The organism is Polynucleobacter sp. (assembly GCF_030693775.1).
Lineage (GTDB): Bacteria > Pseudomonadota > Gammaproteobacteria > Burkholderiales > Burkholderiaceae > Polynucleobacter.
Genome location: NZ_JAUXZY010000005.1, coordinates 145239 through 163149 on the forward strand (window position 1 = coordinate 145239; position 17911 = coordinate 163149).

A 17911-nucleotide genomic window follows, 5' to 3' on the forward strand; every position below is an offset into this window, starting at 1 on the left:
TGAGGTCATGCATAAAGAATGCCGCAACGGTGTAAGCAGGATTTAAATAGATCGATTACTAATTAGGCCTATCCGTATTCAACTCATTTACTTTTTCATGTACCAGCTCACACGCGCTAATTAAATCCAGTACCAATCGCTCATCGATACTGAGATGACCCTCGTACTCCGCAAGATTACGGACCTCGTGGCACTTAGCTAACACACGCCAAATCGACGGCCCTAAATTTAATGTATCTGGTAGTACCTGAAAAACAATGTATCGATTTGATGCGCGATAACCGCACCACCGTAAACCCGCCAAACTGAAAGCATGGGCGGCGTTATAAGCAAGGTCGAAACGACTTTCTAAAGACAGTGTGGTGTTTTGCGCGTCGCGAAGTCGTGCTTGGCCGGACCGCTTAAGCCCCTCGAACTCTTGGCCGTCAAATGCTTCGTGTTTTAATGGTTTATTGGGCCCACATAAATTAGTTAGGGACAAGTTGCTCTTTCGTGCCAATGATCCAGAGGAGTGGCTGCTCCAGTATTCGAGTTATAAATGCATTCCCGCTGTTCTTGCGTTGCATAAAATCCAGTCTTGTGTAGATAGTTGGGTTTATCGGGCGACCTAGAGGAATAGGAATATGCTCTAGCGCCTCAAAAATCTCCTCGTATTTTACGTCCTCACTAATAACCATTAAATCAATGTCACTACTTGCACTATCGTTGGCTTTTGCTATCGAGCCATAAATAAAAGCAACAGAAATGCGATCGCTCAATGGCATCAATGCATTTTTAATGATCGATGAGAGCCCAACGGTTTTTTGAATAATCTGACACAACTCTGCAAATAATGGTGTTTCTGTATTTGCTTGATAATGCGTTTGATTACCCATTCGGGTCTTGATGACTAAACCACTTTCGGTCATGCGCTTTAACTCTCGCTGCACTGCTCCTGATCCACTTTGCGCCAATGCAATCAGTTCATTCAGAAAATAGACGCGCTCCGGAAAGCCAAACAATAGAAAAAGCACTCGCTGCTGTGTCTTCGTAAATAAAGCATCCGCCATAGCGGAATTCGCCATGACTGCATTTTGAGCAATTGAAGCTGCTGGAGGTGTCTTATTTATACCCATATTGGGCATTATAATACCTAATATGGGTATAAATAGCAATCGGATTGAATTGACATTGAATTTTGGAATTACATCGTTACTGGAGAAGTAAAAACCTGGCTCGGCCTATTTGAGGTCATGCATAAGGGATGCGCCGCAAGGGTTTAAGCGGGGTTTACTATCAGTGCTTTATTGATTAAATACCTCTGAATGCATTCCAATTCGGGCTAGGTACAGGCTGTAACAAATTCAACGCAATAAATCCTTGTGCAGTGCATCTGCTGTTTTGTACTTCTTTAACTTAGTCTTTGCTTTAGGCGACTCTAACTCCTTAATCGCCAGCATGGTCTTCTTGTTTGGCGTACGTAAGTCAAATGGAATTGCCCCATCCGTCGCAACCCGCTTCAAAAAAATTCTGATTGCATCTGAAATAGTTAATCCCATTGCTTCAATCACTTCCGCAGCCTCTGCTTTCGTTTTGGCATCAATGCGGCAACGTACATCGGTTGTGAGCATAGTATTCTCCAATAAATATGCCGCTATTGTAGCTACAAATGGCTACATAAACAAGGGCCCAAAACGGTTTTAGCGCTTTCTGTAAACCAAATCCCAAACGCCATGCCCCAAGCGTATGCCGCGGTTCTCAAACTTGGTGACAGGTCTGTAGGAGGGGCGATCGGCATATCCGGGATGGTTGTCCTCAAGATCGCTCAAGGAAGGTGTAAATTCATTTTTAGAACTTGGGCCATCCGCGCCAGAATCAACAACATCGGCGCGGGTAAACGTTTCAATACGGATGGATTCAGTAGAGGTGTTTTGCAAGCTCGCCTCTCGATTCAGAACGAGTAGCATTTGCTCGGCGTAGTTGTGCCAATCGGTTGCCAAGTGCAAATAGCCGCCTGGCTTAATACGGGTTGCTAAAAGCGCGACAAACTGCTGTTGTATCAAGCGGCGTTTATGGTGGCGTTTTTTATGCCATGGATCTGCAAAATAAATATGAATACCATCTAAGGAATTTGCTTCGATCATGTGCTCAAGCACTTCGACTGCATCGTGCCGAATCAATCGCAAATTCGTGAGGCCTAATTCGCCAATGCGTTTGAGTAATGCGCCTACTCCCGGCAAATGCACTTCGATCGCTAAAAAGTCATCTTCCGGGCGTAACTGCGCAATGGCAGCCGTGGTTTCACCCATACCAAAACCAATCTCCAAAATGCGGGGACGACTTGGGTCTGTAGTACCAGCGGTAGCCGTAGCAGAATTAGCGCTAGAAAACGTAGCATCCCAGTTCAGCGGCTGGGCCGCAAAAGAAATTAAAAACTGTGGGCCTAACTCATCGAGCGCGCGCTGCTGACCCGCGGTTAAACGCCCTGCACGCAGCACAAAAGAACGAATGCGATCCGTGCGATCCGCTTGCCCTACAGAGCTAGTCTGACCGACTGGCATTGATTTCGTTTCCACGGAATGCGCTGGTACAGTGGGTACGATGGCTTAGGTATTCGCCAAGAGGGCCCTAAAGTAGGCAATGGTCTCTTTTAGGCCGTCCTCTAGGTTCACCTTAGGCTCCCAGCCAAGCTTGGCTTTAGCTAAGGCGATGTCGGGTTGGCGCTGCTTCGGGTCATCGGATGGCAATGGCGCAAAGACCAGCTTGGATTTGCTACCGGATAAGCGCAGAATCGTTTCAGCCAGTTGCAGCATGGTGAACTCCCCTGGGTTACCGGTATTTACAGGACCAGTAAAGCCAGCTTCGGAGTTCATCATTTTGACCATGGCATCAATCAGGTCGTCGACATAGCAAAAGCTACGGGTTTGCTGACCATCGCCATAAATGGTGATGTCTTTGCCTTGCAAGGCTTGCACAATGAAGTTGCTCACTACCCTGCCATCATTGGGGTGCATGCGCGGACCATAGGTATTAAAGATACGCACGACCTTAATGTCGAGTTGGTGCTGGCGGTGATAATCAAAAAAGAGGGTTTCGGCACAGCGCTTGCCCTCGTCGTAGCAAGAACGAATACCAATCGGGTTGACTTTGCCCCAGTAGGACTCCGGCTGGGGGTGCACCTCTGGATCCCCATAGACTTCGCTGGTCGAAGCTTGCAGAATACGCGCCCGCGTCCGCTTAGCTAGGCCCAGCATATTAATGGCGCCATGCACGCTGGTTTTGGTGGTTTGCACCGGATCGTATTGGTAGTGCACAGGCGATGCCGGGCAGGCTAAGTTGTAAATCTGATTTACCTCCACATACAGCGGAAAGGTGACATCGTGGCGCATCACCTCTAGACGGGGGTTATCTAATAGGTGTGCAATGTTTTGTTTGCTTCCTGTGAAGAAGTTGTCCACCACCAAGACTTCATTGCCCGTCGAGAGGAGTTTCTCAGTCAAGTGAGAGCCTAAGAAACCAGCGCCTCCGGTGATGAGGATTTTCTTGGCACTAATCGTATTGATTGAGGCGGGGTTCTTAATCATGGGGTATTCCAGAAAGATAATGGGGCGACGTTAGTAGATAGAGTAATCAGTATGAATGGGTTTAAAGATAGAACACGATTGAATGTTCTCATGAGGGCGGCATATCCCAACTCGCCGAGCGGTAGGCATGTACTACCTCTGCCAACACAATCAGCAGGGAAGTCATAAAGGAAATTAAACCCAATACAAAAGTAGCGACCACATATCCAGTCTGCAGCAGCGCTACCGAGCCAGTCTGAAAGAAAAACAGTTCCAATACCGTTAAAGAAATCAATACGCCACTGAGCACATTAAAGAAGATAGCGACGGTACATAAGCGGCCACGCATCTTAAACTCACGCAGCTCAATCTCATAATGCATACGCAACTTGTCCGAAAGGGCTTGGTTGCCATATAAGGCATTTTGCACAAAGCGCATGCGGTCTACTGTTCTGGCCAACCGCGTTGAAATAGCACCCACCAAGGTGGCTACCGCAGTGAGTAAGAACACCGGCGCCAAAGCCAATTGAATGTTACTGGTTAGGGCATCAATCGATATGTTCATAAGGGCAATAGGTGTTTCAGTAGCAAGGTATCCGTGTTTATGCGGGCCAGGGTTTGTAGGAGGCATCCTGGTTGCAGATGCGAAAGAAGAATTGTGCTTTTTTTCTAAGGCTTATTTACATGTATTTTAAACCCGCCCAACTAATATGCTCTTTGATACCCGGGCAGGTGCAGGCCCTTATTTAAATGGTTTATCCACTTGTGGATATTAAAAATACTCTGTATAGTACGATTGATAGTATTAATAAGGAGACCCTCATGGGTACGGTTGTTGCAAACGATTTAAAAACAAAAGGCATCAAAGCGATTGAAGATGCCCTACTTAATGAGCCAGAGGCATCTCTCTCCGTGCGCGGCCTAATTAAGTACGTCGTGATGAGTCAAGACCACTATCACTATCTACGGGAATGCGAGCTGGAGGCAGCTCTGGCTGAATCGAAGGCCAATTTAACATCTGGGGATTTTGTAAAAGAAACCGTTTCTGAGCACCTCAAACGCCTCAAGCAACTCAATAAAGCAGCTAAATGACTTGGCAGTTCATTTTTACCGAACAATACAACCGACGAGCAGCTAAGTTTCTAAAACGCAACCCTGCGATCGAAAGCCAATACGCTAAAACGCTGGAACTCTTGGAGCACAACCCCCATCACCCCTCATTGCGCCTCCATTCCTTAAGCGGCAAACTTGAAGGACTGTATAGCGTTTCCATTAACCTGAAATACCGCATCACCATGGAGCTAATCATTACCGAACGCGAGATTATTCCAATTAATGTAGGTGATCACGATGTGGCTTATAAATGACTGGGTATCTCTACGCGGACGTGATATTAACTCCATTTATTTGGTGAGAGAAAACCGCTTAGTCGTTATTGCACAGCGCTCTTCAATCAGCGTAACAATTTTGGCAATGATCGGATGACCCCAACCTTTGGACTCAAACTGGGCCTGTAACTCTTTTGCCAAATGAGGTAACTCACCCGCTATCTCCAGTACCCTTCTTTTTAGCTGGGGAGCGCCCAACTGGGCTGATTCAGCCATTTGTACCCAATGGCGCGCATGCAATTCATCAAAGCGGTATTTACTACCAATCTTCATTGCCATCTTATCGCTGAGGTCGGAGTAGACCGCCGTTGATAAAACATCATACAGTGGCGCCAATTGGATTCCGCCTTGACTGTAGAGTAATGAAAAGTTCTTTCCATGGGCATCGTTATTCCCCACTAAAGTATTGAAGATGATGTAATCCAATAGTTGCAATACATTCGGGGCACTGGGCCGGGTTACTTTCCGTACCAATTCAAATCCATCAGCAATACTGGGCCCACCCTCGTTCTGGTATTTAAACTGAGGCGGCACTCCCAACGCCTGACAAAAATCCTCTTGATGTAATCGCTTTAAATGCCCTTCATCATGAAAGCGGTCATAGCGCCCTACGAGTAAATATGTTTTATCTTTTGTTCGACCAATCTGGGCAGTGGCGGCATTTAGCTTTAACTCCCTAGCGAGGGCAAGGCAAAAAGCTTCGTTATAGACACTACCATCGAGGCCCGCTATCTCTGGCTTCAAAATAGACGAGCTTGGAATGTTGTTCTTTGGCAGGCCAATTTCAAATTCATTGAGGCCTGCTTTGCTTGGCAGCTCTCTTGTCAGTACCGGCAATTTCTCTTGTGCTCCGGCAAGCGATAGCCTTAAGCCAGACTCTCCAGCCAGCAATGGCCGCTTAGGCAACCTCTCTAGCACTGCATGCAATCGGTCTTCATCCAACCACTCAATAGAGCCACTTTCATGCGCCTCGATTGGAGGCACTTGACCAGGCTCTAGCAAAATTAATGCGCCGGCGCACTCACCTCCGATGCCATCCAAAAGTGCAAAATCATTTTTACTCGATACTTTCAAGATGTTCGCTACATCGGTGCGTTTATCGCCCTCAGGCAATAGGCCAGCAAAGAAAGGTTTTGCCATTGGATCATCAAATGGCTCTATGCGCAAAGGCAAAGAGTGGGAGAGTGGCCTAGCGTTTTTTGATTCCAACCATTCTGGCAAATAGTGAAACGATAGATAGCCTTTATCTTGAGTTAGGATCCCCGCGCACTGACCAAAGAACCAAACATGCAATTCTCGGACCATTAGCGCGCTCCCTCCTCTGTATTGCTAATAAAGCAATCCATACCTTCCACAGTCAACACGCCACCCAAGGCCTGCAGCACCCGCAAGATATTTTCCAACCGGAGAGTCGATTTGCCGGCTTCGAGTTCAACAATGAATCTGACCCCCACATTGGCAGCAAGCGCCAACTGTGGCTGAGTCAATTTCAGGCGCTTGCGTGTCTCACGCACCATGCAGCCAAGATCTTGAGGGGTGTGAATGGGTGTGCTCATAATTATTTCCTGATCGGGAAATTTTATCTTAATTTACTTGTTTTTTCTACATAATTTCCCGATCAGGAAATTTATTGCTTAAATGCATCATAATTAGGCATATATTCCCGATCGGGAAATATTTATAAAGCACTAGCAAGTGCGCCTGGCAAATACCTAAGGCATTACTAATAATTTACGATCCGGTTTATTAGGGCTTGGGTTTGCCTAAACGGGACATGTCTTTGGCGGCCTTATTCATGGCCAGCAATTCTTTATGTAACTCTTGCGGCAATACTTCCTTTGCAGGCTTAAATAATTTCATATCGGCGGCAGATAAAGTTCTAATCTCTCCATCAGCTTGAATTATCAATGGTCTTGGTTTCATATTCTTTTTTTACTCCGAGACTTCTAGCGCCGCAATGTGTGTGGCGCCTTTAAAAAAATCATCCAAATTGATATGCGCTCAGATTGCTTGCCTTCACTTCTTCCATGCTGACAAGCATATCTTGCAGCATACGTATTGGTAAATCCGGATTTTCTTCTGCAACTTTGCCTAAGCGAGCCCAATACTCAATCTGCTCTGCAACTGCTCGATGCATCTCCTGAGCATAGGGCTTTGCCTCCTCAATCAGTACCTCAGATAACTGAATTGCAGTGGGCATCTACTAAGACCACGCCACTAAACCCGTATACGCCGTAATCAGGACCACTACACCAAACACAATGCGGTACCAGGCAAACGGCACAAAGGTATGGGAAGCCACATACTGAATTAACCAGCGTACACAAATAAATGCCGAAATGAATGCCGCTATGAAGCCCACCACAATCGCCCAGCCAAAATGCATGGTCTCTGCGCCACCTGTTTGGATGGGATTGATCCAAAGCTTTAATAGCTCATATGCGGTAGCGCCGCCAATCACTGGAATGGCCAAGAAAAAAGAGAACTCGGTTGCAACTGCTCTAGGCAAACCAAAGAGCATGCCGCCAATGATGGTAGCGCCCGAACGGGAGGTTCCCGGTATGAGGGCAGCGCACTGCGCTAAACCGACTTTGAAGGCATCCAGCGCCCTTAGATCATCGACCGATGTAATCACCCTCGTATTTTCTTTGGGTACTTTAGCTGGCTTATCTGAACTACTGCTAGCCTTTGCCATTTGCGCTTGGCGACTCTCTGCCCAGAAAATAATCAGGGCGCCGCCAATAAATGCCATGGCAACCGGTACGGGTGAGAATAAAAACTGCTTGATGTATTTACCAAACAGCAATGCCAGCGTCATCGCCGGAAAGGAGGCAATCAATACATTCACGACAAAGCGCTGCGAAGCGCTGCTGGTCTTAATAGTAGAAGCGATGGACCATAGCTTGCTACGAAACTCCCAGCAAACCGCCAAAATAGCCCCAAACTGAATAATCACCTCAAAGGCTTTGCCACGCTCGTCATTAAAGCCCAGTAAGTCACCGACCAAAATGAGGTGCCCTGTACTGGAAATCGGTAAAAACTCGGTCAGGCCTTCCACAATGCCAAGAATGAGGGCCTTGCCCAGTAGTAATAGATCCATCGCCTGATTTTACGACCTGCGAGCAATACCAAGCCCATATTACAGCCTGGGGAAATAGCCCTCCTGCTATCAGCCTGCGGTCTTAGGCATTCAGAGTCGGTTTAGCCTTAAACTGAAGGCTATTTAGTACTCATTTTTCATCTATTTTTAGCTAATGCCAATTTGAATGACCCTCCCGTTTTATTCAGTTCCTACCCACTTTAAGCGCCGCTATCTCCAAGGCGTGATGAGCGCCGGCATTTTGGGTGCTCTAGCTTTGACTATTCCTGCCAGCAGTTGGGCGCAAGCAGTCAATCCACTTCAAGGCCGTAATGACGCTGCAGCAGGCCAAGTGACTGTGCTGCCCGATGTATCTGCCAAAACGCCAAGCGCAGCTCAAGGCATTCAAAACCTATCCTTACCGCCAGCATTAACAGCACCGGCCTCGAGCAGCGTTCCCGCGTTTAGTAATTTCAGCAAGCAGCCTGCCGGCGCCAACTTTGGCCCGAATATGGATCTCATGCGCCTTTATCAAGAGGCAGCATTTAATGATCCGGTACTCAATAGCGCACGCTTTAATTACGCTGCCAATAAAGAGATTTATTGGCAAGGTTTATCGACTCTGCTGCCGCAGGTTTCCGCCAACCCGACTGCCACTCGGTTTTTCCAACATGGTGAGGGTAATAACCGCATCTTTGATCAGAAGAGTTATACGGTTACCTTAACCCAGCCAGTTTTTAATGCTGCTGCTATCGAAGTATTTAAGCAAGGCGACTTGGTAACCAAAGTAGCGGATTTGCAGTTTTTGCAGGCCCAACAAGATTTAGTCATTCGGGTTTCGCAAGCCTATTTTGATGTGCTCACGGCGCAAGACAACGTCGAGCTCTTCCAAAACAAAAAAGCACTAATTAAGCAGCAGCTTCAAGCCGCCCAATCCAAATTTGAAGTGGGTTCAGCCACCATTGTTGATGCCAATGATGCGCAGGCCCGTTTTGATTTAGCCAATGCCCAAGAGACCGCTGCCCAAGCCGAATTAATCGTCCGGCGCGGCGTGCTTGAGCAGATCGTTGGGCATCCAGTGCCGCCACTCAAGCCACTGGCAAAAGACGCCAAAATTGAAGGGGTGGTTGCCGACCCGAGAGCTAAAGTAAAGGATGCCAATGGCATACCGATTGCAGAAAGCGTCAACCCCAAGCTACCACCCGGTCAAGAATTGAATGACTGGGTTAAGCAAGCGGAAGCAGCCAACTATGGAGTCTTGGCCAGTCAACTGAATGTCGATATTGCCCAAAGTTCCTATCGGGGCTCTTTAGCAGCCAACTACCCCACGGTGAACTTTGTAGGCACGACCGGCTTTAATGCCGCCAATGGTTCGCCTACGAACTTTAATCCATCGACTACGCAGAATATCTTTAATAACACCATTGCCCTGCAGATGAGTTTGCCGATTTTCTCGGGTGGCTTTAATAACTCGGTGATTCGGCAACGAGCAGCGCTGGTTGATAAAGCCAAATCGGATTACGACAATCTGCGCAGAACAGCTGCTCAAGCTACCCGCCAAGCCTTTACCGGCTTTTATGGTGGACTAGCCACAGTGAGAGCATTTGAGGCCGCAGAAAAATCATCGGCCTCCGCCTTAGCATCAAGCCAGCTAGGTTTTGATGTGGGCACCTTAATTAATTTAGATGTCTTGATTGCACTCGACGCGCTCTTCACGACGAGAGCAACCCTGTACAAAGCGAGATACGACACCATCCTCAATGCCTTAAGGCTCAAAGCACAAGCGGCGGCACTGACGGATCAGGATTTATTGGCGGTCAATGCCCTGTTGAAGTAATTAAAAATTTTACTACGTCATTTCAACTATAAGATTGCCGCCCCGAATCGCCTCGTAATGCAAATGCGGTCCAGCTTTTGCACAAAGCTCACAAACTAAGATGTGAGAAATCCCAAAATTGGCGAAGAACTATCTTGGCGAGAGCAAAATGAAAAAAATGTTGACAACTTAATCCTATTTAAAATAAAAAAAATCGCAAAAAAATTAAAAATTAATTCTTTCCTTTTCGATGACTACCGGGCGATTTTTTGCAAAAGTATGGAGAGAGCCAATATATTCCCCTAACAAACCAATAAAAATAAATAGAAAACTATTAATAAAAAAGAAACCTACAACCAATGGAGCCAATCCCAAGGAAAAAGAATCCCAATAAACCAGCTTCATTACGAGATAGTAAACTCCAATTAAAAAACTAAATAATCCAATCCCAAGACCAAAAAAGGTTGCCAAACGAAGCGGCAAAATTGAATGACTCACAATACCCAACATTGCTAAATCAAAAAGAATATAAAAGTTGTTTTTAGAGATTCCAGATCGTCTTCGAGGCTGTTCAAATGGTAGAGTTTTAATAGGGTAACCAAATTCACAAATCATGCCTCTAAGGTAGGGGTAAGGATCCGCGATATTACGAATTTGATCCAAGACCACTTTGTCATATAAGCCAAATCCTGTGGCATCTTTCACCAGTTTAATATCTGATATGCCATCAAGAATGTGGTAATATGTCCTTCTAACCAAATGCATCCAAGGGTTGGTATAGCTGACAGGCTTGGTGGCTAAAACAACCTTCCAGCCCTTCTCCCATTCAGCTAAAAATGATGGTATTAACTCTGGGGGATCCTGCAAATCAGAGGACATAGCAATAGTAGCTTCACCAGAAGTCTGCATCATTCCCCAATAAGGTGAGCGGAGATAGCCAAAATTTCTCTGATTTATGATGACTTTTATCCTTTTATCTAAGGTCGCCATTTTTCGAAGAATCTCTACGGTATCGTCTTCACTAGAATTATCTATAAAGATAATTTCAAATTCATACTGTTTTAATGGCTCTATGACACTAAGAATTCGTGCATAAAGTTCCTCCACGTTTCCAGATTCATTAAAGCAGGGTGTAAGTATGCTGATAAGTTTAGACATATTTAATTATTTACCATGGTCTTTAGAAATCTTGATGAAAGTGAATATACGATGTATGAAGTAAGAGGCAACCATTGTTATACCAATAACTATTAGTTGCGAAATCCAAAAAGGCCATTTAAAAAAATCAACAAATAACCAAATAAGTAGCGTTCCAAAAACTGCTGTACCACCATAGACTAGGTAGCATTTCATATATTCCGATACCCAATTACCTTGAGTCTTAAAAACGAACATTTTATAAGTAAGAAATGCAAACGATATTGCTAATATATTAGCAATTACTGAAATCATAATAATATGAAATCTTAAAGAAAAGCTTTCATACAACATTAGACCAACACTATAGCCAAAAACGCTATTCCCAATACCAGCAATCAAGTAGCGTTTTTTTTCGGTCAATTTCATGCTGGGCCTGAACGTTCACGCAGGATTTCTCCGGTTAGCTCAATAGATTGCCGCAAAGAATAAGCAGGCTCAAGTCCAAGCGCTTCGCTCGCTTTACGAACATCGGGAATATAGCGATTACGGTCGAGCCCTTTGGGAGTGCCTTTTATTATTACTGGCTTGCTGGGAGCCAAAATAGATCCGACTAACTTCGCCAAATCACCCAGCGAAATTGTTTCATGTGAGCCTACGTTGTAAGCTTGGCCAGATTGACCTTTTTGTAAAATCTCCAAAAGCCATCTCGCCAAATCTTCTTGGTAGAGATAAGTACGTAATGGGATGCCATCACCGGAAACAATAATTTCCTTATCGTACAAAGCATTTTTAATAAAGTTGCCGATTGCAAAATGGGCCGATAAAGGCAAATCAGGCCCTACAAATGCAAAACATCTCGCAATCTTCACTTGCAAATTGAATTGACCAGCATAGATGGCACACAACAATTCTGCTTGTCGCTTAGCCACACCATAAACATTATTGATATTTAAAGGATCGGGCATTCCCAGATAGACTTCTGAAATAGAGGGCATGTCGCCTGGCTGTGGGCCATAGACGCCGCCAGAACTGGTTAATAAGAAGCGTTGTGCATGAACCCTTACAGCAAAATCTAATACATTTCGAGTGCCATTGACTATTTGATCAAATCGGTTAAGCGGAGTAAGCTCGGGAATATCCAACGAATCAGCAGCTGCATGCAAGACATCAGTGAATTCCTCCCCCAAAGGAAAAGACTGGGGGTCTTGAATATTACCCCGATGAAGTCTTAGCCATGTGCAGATTGAAAATTCTGGGTGACGCTGAATGAACAGCTGGGGATCTCGACTCATAATAACAACTTCAAAAGCTGTTTCTTGATTACAAGCCAAGTGCCGTGATTGCAAATAATGCAATATTGACTTGCCGAAAAAACCTGTTCCGCCAGTAAGAAATAATTTCATCTTCAGCGCAGAATTAAACTCGTACCTTGCGGCATAGAACACTGGTAACGACAGCAGTCCGCCACCCTAGTGAAATTTCATTAGGCACAATCTCAATCAACTCTAAGCCCGCACCTTCAACTAACTTGCGCATTGAGTCCAATGAAAAGAAATTGATATGTTCATGCCAATGACGCTTTCTTTGAGCTAAATCTGGGGAACCAGCAAACTCTCTCATCACCTCCTCATAGGGAACCTCAAGATACAAGATGGTCGAGTCAGACATCGCCGAAACAATATCTTGCAAGATATTATGAGGGTAAGGAATGTGTTCAAGCACCTGACTGCAAATAATTAAATCATATTGATTCTGCTTTATTTCATCAAGCGAGACAGCCTTCACACCATCGATAGTTGCCATTCCAGAAATATCAAAAACGTGAACTTCCTTAGCCTTAGTGAGCAAGGGCGTATTGACGCCAGTATCACCACCCCAGTCTAATATTTTGTTAGGCGCAGGAATACGCTCCAATAAAAAGGCTTCGATACCCTCAATATAGGGTGCGCGTCCAGAAAAGAATTTATTTTTCTCGGCGTATCCAGGCTCAAAAAGCTCACGCAATGAAGTATAGGTATCGTCGCGATAGCCCTCATACAAAAGAGAGAGTTCACGGTCGGTAAAACGAATATCCAAAAATACTACGCCACAATTTAGGCAATGAAGAGAGTTGCATAAGCTATATGCAAATCCAGGTTTAATATCTCTAAATCCCCAGTCTGCGGTTATTTCTACAGGATCATATCCCCAGATACGTTTCGCAATAAAAGGCATGACGATCGCCGACGACCTATTGAGCTTCTTACTGGCGCAACAAATGCATTCCTGTGCTACCCGTTCCCCGGAAAAATGTTCCCGTTTTGTCATGATAATTGCGCCTCGTTCTGTAAGCCTCTAGCCTCATATGATTCTTTTTTAATCTTTGCGTATTTCAATGCCAGCTTCAGCTCTTCAATTGGCAAAAGAGGTGACATATCTTCAATTGGCATGGATGTAATTTTTCCATCGTCTGCAATATGTGCCTGTACTTTTGGAAAAAGTTTTTCATCCGGATCAACAAAAACTTCAATAATCAATGGATTCAAAGAGCCCAAAGATTGTTTTAGATGCGCAGTAAGGTCTTGAACCGTTTTAGCAGAACAATATGGGATTGAATAGCCTTCCGCTATCCTCTCAAGCGAAGGTAGATAAAGTCCGCTTTGCTGACTTGTCCCAATAAAGCGTTTTTCAAAGTAATTGATTTGCGTATTGCGAATTGAAGCATACCCGCTGTTATTAAATAAGATCAGGGTAATTGGAAGATTGCTCCCCGCGACTACGGCTAGTTCCTGGATATTCATTTGCAAACTTCCATCGCCCTCTACACAGAATACCTGCGATCCTGGGCGGGCTTGGGAGGCGCCGATTGCAGAGGATAAGCCAAACCCCATTGAGCCCAAACCAGAAGTAATGGAAATTTTTTGATCCAACTTATTTTTAAAGAATGCATAAAAAACTTCGATGCCTAAGCCAGAGCTTCCAGTAGCAATATTAGCGCCTACTGGTAATACATCCGATAAGACATCAATTGCCTCATAGTGAGAAATGTGTTCATTCGATTTTTTTAAGAAACGTTGGTATTCATTAGCATAGGTAGCCTTAAGCCAAGCAGTAAATACTACCCATTCATTTGTATCGGGGCGCTGGAGAGAACCCGAATCACTATAGTGCTGCATTACTGTCCTAAGAAATTGCTTGGCATCTCCAACAACTGGCGTTAATTTGGTAAGAGCATGCTTTTCGATTTCGTGCGGATCAATGTCTACCAAGATTTTTTCTGCATCTGCTGCAAAGTTTTGGGGATTAAATGCAGTTATCACATTATTCAAGCTAGAGCCAACACTTATTAAGAGATCACAGTTTTGCACAGCAAAATTAGCCGAGCGCATGGAAACTCCACCTGGGCGACCCACATAAAGAGGGTGATCGTACTCAAATAAATCTAAAGCTGGAAATGTAGAGATAACAGGAATCTGAAATGTTTCAGAAAAATGCTTCAGAAGTTCATGATCGCCCTCACCTCGAATACCCTGGCCTACCAATAAAAGGGGGCGTTTTGATGCTTGGATTTGAGAAATAATTGCTGCCGGATCAAATTGAAGGGCGCCAATATCATAAGAGGTCATCAAGGCTTTGAAATCAATATCAGGGTAACCATCTGGTAAAACAAAGGCTTGAATATCTAAGGGCACATCTAGCCAAGTTGGGCCACATCGCGGCGTTATTGCCAAAGCAATACAACGTTCCAAATCCGCTTTGATAGCCAGTGGGTCATCTACCAAAATACAACATTTAGTAATATTTTTTACCATCGACATCGTATCCACTTCTTGCACGCCGGATTGCCTTAAGAGGCCACCCTTATTTAAGTCTGCCCTCTTTACTTGACCTGATATCACCAGCAACGGATTAGATTCAATATAAGCCCCCGCTACCGGCGTAATAACATTGGTACTACCTGGACCGCTGGTGACAACCGCTACTCCGAGCCCACTAGGGTGATACCTGCCATAAGCCTCAGCGGATATTCCCGTTGCCTGCTCATGCAAGCAAGCCGTATAGCGCATTCCGGATGATGCAACAGCATCGTCTAAATACATAGCCCCACCGCCGGGCACTAAAAAGACAGTGTCGATGCCAAAACGTTGCAGTTGTTTAATGATGTAATCAGCGACCCGCATAAATAAAACCCTTAAAAAGAAAAATTCTTTGCAACAGAAGAAAAACCACGCCTAAGAATGGTACGTGCCTCTTCTAAAGAAACCAAACGATTGTCGACTTTTAGAGAAGCTTGAGATTGACAATACTCAAGAATCGCACGCGACATCTCCAGATACTGGGTATTGCGCTCAAAAGGAAGAGATCGCATGAAGTTTTTATACCCCTTTTGCTTGCGAACTGTTGCCTCGATCTGAGCCGTCCGAAAATTTAACTTTACAAGCCCCCGATCAAATTCAAACTCTGCCGCCATGACGGGGGGGCGACCCAGATAGTCGCCGTTGATTGTGCCCAGCACATCTCCGTCAAACTGATCATACCTAAGAGAACTAGTAAACATCTCATCACAATCGATTCCGAGATGACTACCATCTCCCAATGTGGTGACATACTCATCGGGTGCACCCAATAAATAAAACATGAGGTCAGTTCCATGATTTTGAGTCAAAAAAGACCCGCCGCCCAATGATTTTTGAACAGCATAGCTGTTGCGAAAATCTTCCCAAGGATGCCAAAGTGCAATATGTTCGGAATGCGTCACATTAAATCGGTACAAGAAACCCATGACATTAGAGGTGATGATTTTCTTAATCAGCGCACTCAAGGGGTGGAATCGAAGTTGCTGAACCACTAAAATTCGGTCAAGATTTTTAATCTCATCGAAAAGGGCTAGTTGATCCATGTTAGTAGCGCATGGCTTTTCCAGCAAAATAATGGCTGAAGTCTCTTGATAGAAAAACAAGGCTGTTTGCGCATGCAACGCCGAAGGATTTGCAATTATGACCAAGCTAGGATTTATAGCCTTAGCCTCTTGCAAGCTAGTAATGGTCTGATAGTTCGGAATTGCCTGATCAAAACCAGGATGGGTTTTAATTGGTTCAGATGCAATTTGTCTTAAAGCAAAAAAATTTGCACCTGGATTTAAAGTGTGAAAATTAATGAGATGCCGAATGCCAATTGAACCTAGCCCAATGATCAGAATATTCATCACATTTACAACACCCAGCCGCCATCAACATTAAAAGTTGCGCCTGTAATATACGAGGACTCATTACCAATCAATAATTTAACAATGCCAAGTAAATCTTCTGGTAGGGCCATCCTTGCCATGGGGCATTTTTTCGCATAGCGTTCGATGAATTCGGGAGATTGTTCAGACAATACGCCGCCCGGCACTACCGTATTAACTCGAATTTTGGGTGCCAAACAAATCGCCAAATATTCTGTCAGATTAATTACTGCAGATTTCGAGACAGGATAACCAATATGCTTTAGATACCCATCATACAATTCTGGTTTAGGGGTTACTACTCCATAGATGGATGAGAAGTTAACAATCGATGCTGTCTCATTGTATTTCGCAAACGCCCTACAGACTGAAAATAAGGTAGTGATATTCGTATGCAAGTATTGATCAATATCACTCAGAGAAAAATCCCAAATTGTTCTTGCCTGAGTTGCGCTTTTGGAGATATGCTCATTTAATGCAAACAAGTTTACTAAACTGGAGGCGCGATTATTTTTAAAGAGCTCATCCACATATTTCTCATCCGATAGATCATCACCTAAAGAGAGGTCTACTGGTTTTACTATTAAACCGGCTTCCCTTAATAGGGCAAGTAACTCGCTACCAATACGGCCTGACGATCCGGTCAGAATCACATCATATGAATTCACAATATTTCCTGATAGTAACGTTTAATAGTTAATGAGCAATCTCGCCAAGACTCCATCTTTGAAGATCTTCAGCCACCATGTCGTGAGCTATCTGAGCAACTGAGGTGGTTGGCTCCCACCCAAGTAATTTTCGCGCCTTTGTAAAATCTCCGGCCATTCCTGGTGTATCAATCTCGCGAAAATGCTTCATGCTTACTTCAGCCAATAACTGATTTGTTTTCTTACAGCGGCATTTTTCTTCAAGACCGCTTCCAGTTAAAATTGGCTCAAATCCTGCAGCTGTTGCAGCAAGGATTAAAAAGCTTCTCACAGAAGTAGTTTTACCTGATGCAAATATGTAATCATCACCCTCAATTTTCAACATTGATTGATGCATGCCTTGTACAACATCACATGCAGATGACCAATCACGCTCCATGTTCAAGTTGCCTAACCTCAACGGCTCTCCACCCTCTACTTTCAGTCGCGCCAAATTGTAGCTAATTTTCCTTGTTAAAAAATGCTTTGTACGTAAAGTACTCTCATGATTGAATAAGATTCCGTTAACAATGTGTAAATTATGAAAGTTGCGATATTGCCGCGCTAAGTGAAACGAACATAGCTTTCCTAGCCCGTAGGGGTTGTTAGGAAAACAAGTTGCATCTTCAGTAATAAGGCCATCTGAATTAGGAGTGGCACTGCCAAACATTTCAGAACTCGACGCAATAAAAATACGGACGTGAGGCATCAAATCAACGCATAAATCAAATATATCTGTTACCCCATGGACCGCCTCACTAATGGCGCCATCTGGTCCATAAAAGGAGGAGTAAGTTTTGGAATTTCCTGCCAACATATAAATTTCGGATGGCGTGCATTCTGTAATTATTTTTCTGAGGCTTTCCTTGTCTAGAATATCGTATTTTCTTAATTGCACTTGCTCATAGATTCCAAGGCTTTTAAGGCGCCAACTACTAAATGGATCTAAATTACGTGCGCCACCAAATACTTCATAACCCCTCTCTAGCAAATGCTTGGATAAAAGAGAGCCGTCTTGACCCTGTATACCTAGAATAAGGGCTACATTACGCAT

General features: G+C 44.5%; 20 protein-coding genes. 3 read left to right on the forward strand and 17 right to left on the reverse strand.

All coding sequences use genetic code 11. The features are described 5' to 3' along the window. Positions 1-467 precede the first annotated feature (467 nt). The 5 genes from Q8M75_RS08740 to Q8M75_RS08760 all read right to left on the reverse strand — a co-directional run bounded on the left by Q8M75_RS08740 (position 468) and on the right by Q8M75_RS08760 (position 4107). Positions 468-1064 carry a transcriptional regulator gene (locus Q8M75_RS08740; protein ID WP_305488576.1) on the reverse strand — a complete coding sequence of 199 codons (597 nt, stop codon included), beginning with the start codon at positions 1062-1064 and terminating at the stop codon, positions 468-470. A gap of 279 nt (positions 1065-1343) precedes the next feature. After that, the gene (locus Q8M75_RS08745; RefSeq protein ID WP_305488578.1) at positions 1344-1610 is read right to left on the reverse strand and encodes a type II toxin-antitoxin system RelB/DinJ family antitoxin; all 267 of its coding nucleotides are present in this window, start codon (positions 1608-1610) and stop codon (positions 1344-1346) included. A 69-nt stretch (positions 1611-1679) separates the two neighbouring features. Further along, on the reverse strand, positions 1680-2540 hold the full coding sequence (trmB, locus tag Q8M75_RS08750; protein ID WP_305488580.1) for a tRNA (guanosine(46)-N7)-methyltransferase TrmB: 861 nt from the start codon (positions 2538-2540) through the stop codon (positions 1680-1682). A gap of 45 nt (positions 2541-2585) precedes the next feature. Further along, positions 2586-3563 carry a UDP-glucuronic acid decarboxylase family protein gene (locus tag Q8M75_RS08755; RefSeq protein WP_305488582.1) on the reverse strand — a complete coding sequence of 326 codons (978 nt, stop codon included), beginning with the start codon at positions 3561-3563 and terminating at the stop codon, positions 2586-2588. Positions 3564-3651: 88 nt separating this feature from the next. Further along, entirely contained in the window at positions 3652-4107 is a 456-nt protein-coding gene (locus tag Q8M75_RS08760) for a DUF2721 domain-containing protein (protein WP_305488585.1), read from the reverse strand. 257 nt (positions 4108-4364) lie between these two features. Here Q8M75_RS08760 and Q8M75_RS08765 point away from each other — a divergent pair, with 257 nt between their 5' ends. Next, complete coding sequence (locus Q8M75_RS08765; protein ID WP_305488587.1) at positions 4365-4634, forward strand: hypothetical protein; 270 nt, start codon at positions 4365-4367, stop codon at positions 4632-4634. Next, the gene (locus Q8M75_RS08770; RefSeq protein ID WP_305488589.1) at positions 4631-4909 is read left to right on the forward strand and encodes a hypothetical protein; all 279 of its coding nucleotides are present in this window, start codon (positions 4631-4633) and stop codon (positions 4907-4909) included. Before Q8M75_RS08765 ends, Q8M75_RS08770 begins: the two co-directional genes overlap by 4 nt. 36 nt (positions 4910-4945) lie before the next feature. Here the strand turns inward: Q8M75_RS08770 and Q8M75_RS08775 are convergent, their stop codons facing one another. The 4 genes from Q8M75_RS08775 to Q8M75_RS08790 form a co-directional block, all read right to left on the reverse strand. Further along, entirely contained in the window at positions 4946-6235 is a 1290-nt protein-coding gene (locus tag Q8M75_RS08775; RefSeq protein WP_305488590.1) for a type II toxin-antitoxin system HipA family toxin, read from the reverse strand. Further along, positions 6235-6486: a helix-turn-helix transcriptional regulator gene (locus Q8M75_RS08780; protein ID WP_305488591.1), complete on the reverse strand. Its 252-nt coding sequence runs from the start codon at positions 6484-6486 to the stop codon at positions 6235-6237. The genes Q8M75_RS08775 and Q8M75_RS08780 overlap by 1 nt, the downstream gene beginning before the upstream one ends. A 425-nt stretch (positions 6487-6911) precedes the next feature. Further along, on the reverse strand, positions 6912-7130 hold the full coding sequence (locus tag Q8M75_RS08785; RefSeq protein WP_305488593.1) for a hypothetical protein: 219 nt from the start codon (positions 7128-7130) through the stop codon (positions 6912-6914). A 3-nt stretch (positions 7131-7133) separates the two neighbouring features. Continuing rightward, entirely contained in the window at positions 7134-8030 is an 897-nt protein-coding gene (locus Q8M75_RS08790; RefSeq protein ID WP_305488596.1) for an undecaprenyl-diphosphate phosphatase, read from the reverse strand. 166 nt (positions 8031-8196) lie between these two features. Between Q8M75_RS08790 and Q8M75_RS08795 the strand changes: the two genes are divergently transcribed. Continuing rightward, positions 8197-9846, forward strand: a complete 1650-nt coding sequence (locus tag Q8M75_RS08795) for a TolC family protein (RefSeq protein WP_305488599.1) — start codon at positions 8197-8199, stop codon at positions 9844-9846. 204 nt (positions 9847-10050) lie between these two features. Here the strand turns inward: Q8M75_RS08795 and Q8M75_RS08800 are convergent, their stop codons facing one another. Genes Q8M75_RS08800 through Q8M75_RS08835 form a run of 8 tightly spaced genes read right to left on the reverse strand, consistent with a single transcriptional unit; the run spans position 10051 to position 17911 of the window. Continuing rightward, complete coding sequence (locus tag Q8M75_RS08800) at positions 10051-10983, reverse strand: glycosyltransferase family 2 protein (RefSeq protein WP_305488602.1); 933 nt, start codon at positions 10981-10983, stop codon at positions 10051-10053. Between the two features lie 6 nt (positions 10984-10989). Then, positions 10990-11391, reverse strand: coding sequence for a GtrA family protein (locus Q8M75_RS08805; protein ID WP_305488604.1), 402 nt, complete (start codon positions 11389-11391; stop codon positions 10990-10992). Beyond that, entirely contained in the window at positions 11388-12368 is a 981-nt protein-coding gene (locus Q8M75_RS08810) for an NAD(P)-dependent oxidoreductase (protein ID WP_305488605.1), read from the reverse strand. The genes Q8M75_RS08805 and Q8M75_RS08810 overlap by 4 nt, the downstream gene beginning before the upstream one ends. Positions 12369-12381: 13 nt before the next feature. Beyond that, positions 12382-13272 (reverse strand): class I SAM-dependent methyltransferase, encoded by an 891-nt coding sequence (locus Q8M75_RS08815; protein WP_305488607.1) that lies wholly within the window; start codon positions 13270-13272, stop codon positions 12382-12384. After that, positions 13269-15125 (reverse strand): thiamine pyrophosphate-binding protein, encoded by a 1857-nt coding sequence (locus tag Q8M75_RS08820; protein ID WP_305488609.1) that lies wholly within the window; start codon positions 15123-15125, stop codon positions 13269-13271. Before Q8M75_RS08820 ends, Q8M75_RS08815 begins: the two co-directional genes overlap by 4 nt. Before the next feature lie 11 nt (positions 15126-15136). Next, positions 15137-16150, reverse strand: a complete 1014-nt coding sequence (locus Q8M75_RS08825; RefSeq protein WP_305488612.1) for a Gfo/Idh/MocA family protein — start codon at positions 16148-16150, stop codon at positions 15137-15139. A 5-nt stretch (positions 16151-16155) separates the two neighbouring features. Continuing rightward, positions 16156-16839: an SDR family oxidoreductase gene (locus Q8M75_RS08830; protein ID WP_305488614.1), complete on the reverse strand. Its 684-nt coding sequence runs from the start codon at positions 16837-16839 to the stop codon at positions 16156-16158. Between the two features lie 28 nt (positions 16840-16867). Beyond that, positions 16868-17911 (reverse strand): GDP-mannose 4,6-dehydratase, encoded by a 1044-nt coding sequence (locus Q8M75_RS08835; protein WP_305488616.1) that lies wholly within the window; start codon positions 17909-17911, stop codon positions 16868-16870.